3 protein-coding genes and 2 pseudogenes are annotated in these 3533 nt (G+C 78.6%); 1 reads left to right on the forward strand and 4 read right to left on the reverse strand.

Annotated features, from left to right (window positions below; translation table 11 throughout):
* Positions 1-840 (reverse strand): annotated as a pseudogene (locus tag VER05_RS13100) (GTPase HflX); the annotation flags it as partial.
* Between the two features lie 230 nt (positions 841-1070).
* Here VER05_RS13100 and VER05_RS13105 point away from each other — a divergent pair.
* Complete coding sequence (locus tag VER05_RS13105; protein WP_324845782.1) at positions 1071-1685, forward strand: class I SAM-dependent methyltransferase; 615 nt, start codon at positions 1071-1073, stop codon at positions 1683-1685.
* A 17-nt stretch (positions 1686-1702) separates the two neighbouring features.
* On the opposite strand, the gene VER05_RS13110 is transcribed toward VER05_RS13105, so the two are convergent.
* The 3 genes and pseudogenes from VER05_RS13110 to VER05_RS13120 all read right to left on the reverse strand — a co-directional run.
* Positions 1703-2038 (reverse strand): thioredoxin family protein, encoded by a 336-nt coding sequence (locus VER05_RS13110; RefSeq protein WP_324845783.1) that lies wholly within the window; start codon positions 2036-2038, stop codon positions 1703-1705.
* A 62-nt stretch (positions 2039-2100) separates the two neighbouring features.
* A complete protein-coding gene (gene dapF, locus VER05_RS13115) occupies positions 2101-3093 on the reverse strand; it encodes a diaminopimelate epimerase (protein WP_324845784.1) in 993 nt (330 codons plus the stop codon).
* Positions 3090-3533 (reverse strand): annotated as a pseudogene (locus tag VER05_RS13120) (tRNA dimethylallyltransferase); the annotation flags it as partial. The gene dapF and the pseudogene VER05_RS13120, both read right to left, overlap by 4 nt.

Here is a 3533-nt window from a genome sequence, read left to right on the forward strand (position 1 = left end):
CGCGACCGACGGGATCGCGTTCTTCTTCCGGGACGCCCGCTTGGTGGCGCGGGCCGGCTCCATCGCGGCGATCTCGCGGCGCAGCTTGGCCATCCGGTCGCGGATGCGGCGGCGGTCCAGCTCGATCTTGGTCTCACCGGGTCCGCGCGAGCCCATGCCCGCGCCGGCGCCGCCGACCTGGCCTCCGGCCTGCCGGGACATCGAGTCGCCCCAGCCGCGCAGGCGCGGGAGCAGGTACTCGAGCTGCGCGAGCTCGACCTGCGCCTTGCCCTCCCGGGACTTGGCGTGCTGGGCGAAGATGTCGAGGATCAGCGCGGTCCGGTCGACGACCTTGACCTTCACCACGTCCTCCAGCGCGCGGCGCTGGGACGGGGCGAGCTCGCCGTCGACGACCACGGTGTCCGCGCCGGCCGCCAGGACCACGCCCGCGAGCTCCGCCGCCTTGCCGGAGCCGAGGTACGTGCCGGGGTCGGGGTTCTGCCGGCGCTGCAGCAGGCCGTCGAGCACCTGGGAGCCCGCCGTCTCGGCCAGCGCGGCGAGCTCGCGCAGCGAGATCTCGGCGCTCTCCTGGGTGACGCCCCCGCCGCCCCAGAGGCCGACCAGCACGACGCGCTCGAGGCGCAGCTGCCGGTACTCGACCTCGGTGACGTCCTGGAGCTCGGTGGACAGCCCGGCGACCCGGCGCAGCGACGTGCGCTCCTCCAGGTCGAGCTGCTCGCCGTCGTAGGTGGTGTGGACGGTCGCGCCGTCGTGGACCGCCGTGCCCGCCCGCGCGAGCACGCGTGCCACGACGTCGTCGGCGACCCGCTGGGCGTCGCGCGCGGCCTGCTGCGCGTCCACCTCGGTCTCCGGGACGTCCTGCTCGCGAGTCGTGGGGTTCTGGGGGTCGTTCACGCGGTTCCTTCGCTGTCGCCGGTGGGCCGCCGTCGGCGGCGGCCCGGGTACCAGTGTCGCGCGCCGCGGGGGCGGGCGCGAGGCTATTCGCCACCGGCGGACGGGCGCGGCGTCGCGGCGGCCGGGGCGCGCGGGGCGGGCGGCCGGGGCGCCGGGCGGGCCGGTAGGGTCGCGGCGTGACCGGCACCGAGCACTACTTCACCGCCGAGCCCGCCTCCCCCGACGAGCGCCGGGCCCGCACCGTGCACCTCGCGGGCCGGGAGGTCGAGGTCGAGACCGCCGGCGGCGTGTTCTCCCCCGACCACCTGGACGGCGGCACCGAGGTGCTCCTGCAGCACGTGCCCGACCCGCCCCGGGACGGCGACCTGCTGGACCTCGGCTGCGGCTGGGGCCCGGTCGCGCTCAGCCTCGGGCTGCTCGCCCCGCACGCGCGGGTGTGGGCCGTCGACGTGAACGAGCGGGCGCTCGACCTGACCCGGCGCAACGCGGCGCGGCTGGGCGTCGACGGGCTGCGGGCGGTGCGCCCCGAGGAGGTGCCCGACGACGTCCGGTTCGCCGCCATCTGGTCGAACCCGCCGATCCGGGTCGGCAAGGAGACGCTGCACGCGATGCTGCGGCAGTGGCTCCGCCGGCTGGTCCCGGGCGGCGAGGCGCACCTCGTGGTGGCGAAGAACCTCGGGTCGGACTCGCTGCTGCGCTGGCTGGCGACCGAGCTCGACGGCGTCGCGGAGGTCGACCGCGTGGCGACGGCGCGGGGGTTCCGGGTGCTGCGGGTGGTCGCGGCGGGCTGAGGCCGGCGGGCGGGGGTTCAGACGCCCGCGCGGACCGCCGCGACGGCGGCGCGGGCCTGCGCGAGCGACGGCACGCCCGTCACCGTCCGCGCCGGGGCGCCGGCGGCGTCGAGCAGGACCGTCGTGGGGGTCTCGGTCACCCCGAACCGCTCGGCCAGGTCCGCCCGGTGCGCGACGTCCACCTCGACGTGCGCGACGCCGTCCTGGGTCGCGACGACCCGCTCCAGCACGCGGCGGGTGGCCCGGCACGGCGCGCAGAAGCCCGACGACAGCTGGAGGAACGTCGCGTCGCTCCCCAGGGGGCGGCGCAGGTCCTCGGCCGTCAGCGCGGCGGCGGTCGACGTGTCGGTCACGCGGGGTGCAACGCGGGCGCGGGGCGCGGTGTTCCGGCCGCGGTCGGCGGCGCGCGCGGCGGTCAGCGGGACAGCGCGGCCGGGTCGACGTCGAGGTCGGCGACCAGGACGGCCGGGCCCGCGAGCTCGACGTGCCCGTCCGGCAGCGCCGCGACCCGCACCGTGCCGCCCGGCACGTCCACCAGCCAGACGTCCGGCGCCTGCGGGCCGGCCCACGCCCGCACCGCGAGCGCCGCGGCGCACGCGCCGGTGCCGCACGACCGGGTCTCGCCGACGCCGCGCTCGTGCACCCGCATCCGCACCCGGCCGACGACCGTGCCGTCCGGGAGCCGCTGCTCGCCGAGCGGGACGACCAGCTCGACGTTGGTGCCGTGCGGCGGCACCGGGTCGACCGCGGGGGCGCGGGTGAGGTCGGCGGCGGCGAGCTCGGCCTCGTCCGCGAGCGCGAGCACCGTGTGCGGGTTGCCCAGGTCGACGCTCAGCGCGGGGCGCGGCACCGGCAGGCCCGGGACGTCGACCTGCGCGTCCGCGCCGGCGGCGGCCGCCTCGGGGCCACCGGGCAGCCGCCACTCCCCCATGTCGACGGCGTACCAGGTCTCGCCCGCGGGGCCGGCCGCCTCGCGCACACGGCGGACGCCGGCGCGGGTGCCGAGCACGAGCTCGCCCGCCGCGGGGTCCCACAGGCCGAGCGCGCGGGCGTACTCCGCGACGACGCGCACGCCGTTGCCGCACATCTCCGCGATGGAGCCGTCCGCGTTGCGGTAGTCCATGAACCAGGTGGCCGCCGGGTCCTCCGCGAGCACCGCGGCGCCCTCGGGCAGCTCGGCGCTGGCGACCAGCCGGATGACCCCGTCGCCGCCGATGCCCGCGCGCCGGTCGGCGAGCGCCCGCACCAGGTCGGCGTCCAGCGCGGTGCCGGTCCGGCCGTCGAGCAGCACGAAGTCGTTCTGGGTGCCGTGGCCCTTGGTCACGCGCAGCGCGGCGGCGGGGTCGCGCAGGGCGCGGGCGGCCGGGGTCGCGGCGGGGGCGGCCGAGGACGCGGCGGGGGCGGTCATGACCCCAGACTACGGCGCGGGGCCGGGTCCTCCGTGGCGAGCCCGAGCGTCCCCGCGTCCGCCGCCGCGACCAGCGCGAGGGCCCGGTCGACCAGGTCCGGGTCCCGGGCGTCGAGCCAGTGCACCCGCGGGTCCCGGCCGAACCAGCCCATCTGCTTGCGGGCCAGCCGCCGGGTCCCGGCCACGACCTGGGCGCGGGCCTCGTCCTCGGTGATCTCGCCGCGCAGGGCCGCCAGCACCTCGGCGTAGCCGACGGCCCGGGAGGCGGTGCGGCCGATGCCGCCGTCGAGCAGGCCGCGCACCTCGTCGACGAGCCCCGCGGCCCACATCCGGTCGACCCGGGCCTGCACGCGCTCGTCCAGCACGGCGCGGTCGCAGTCGAGGCCGATCTGCACGGCGGGGACCTCGTAGTCGTGGCCGGGCAGGTTGGCGGAGTACGG

Source organism: Cellulomonas sp. (genome assembly GCF_035634735.1).
Taxonomy (GTDB): Bacteria; Actinomycetota; Actinomycetes; order Actinomycetales; family Cellulomonadaceae; genus Cellulomonas.

Coding starts and splice junctions, on each gene's coding strand:
- dapF (WP_324845784.1), bottom strand. CDS start 3,093: ATGACCGCCCCCGCCGCGTCCTCGGCCGCCCCCGCCGCGACCCCGGCC.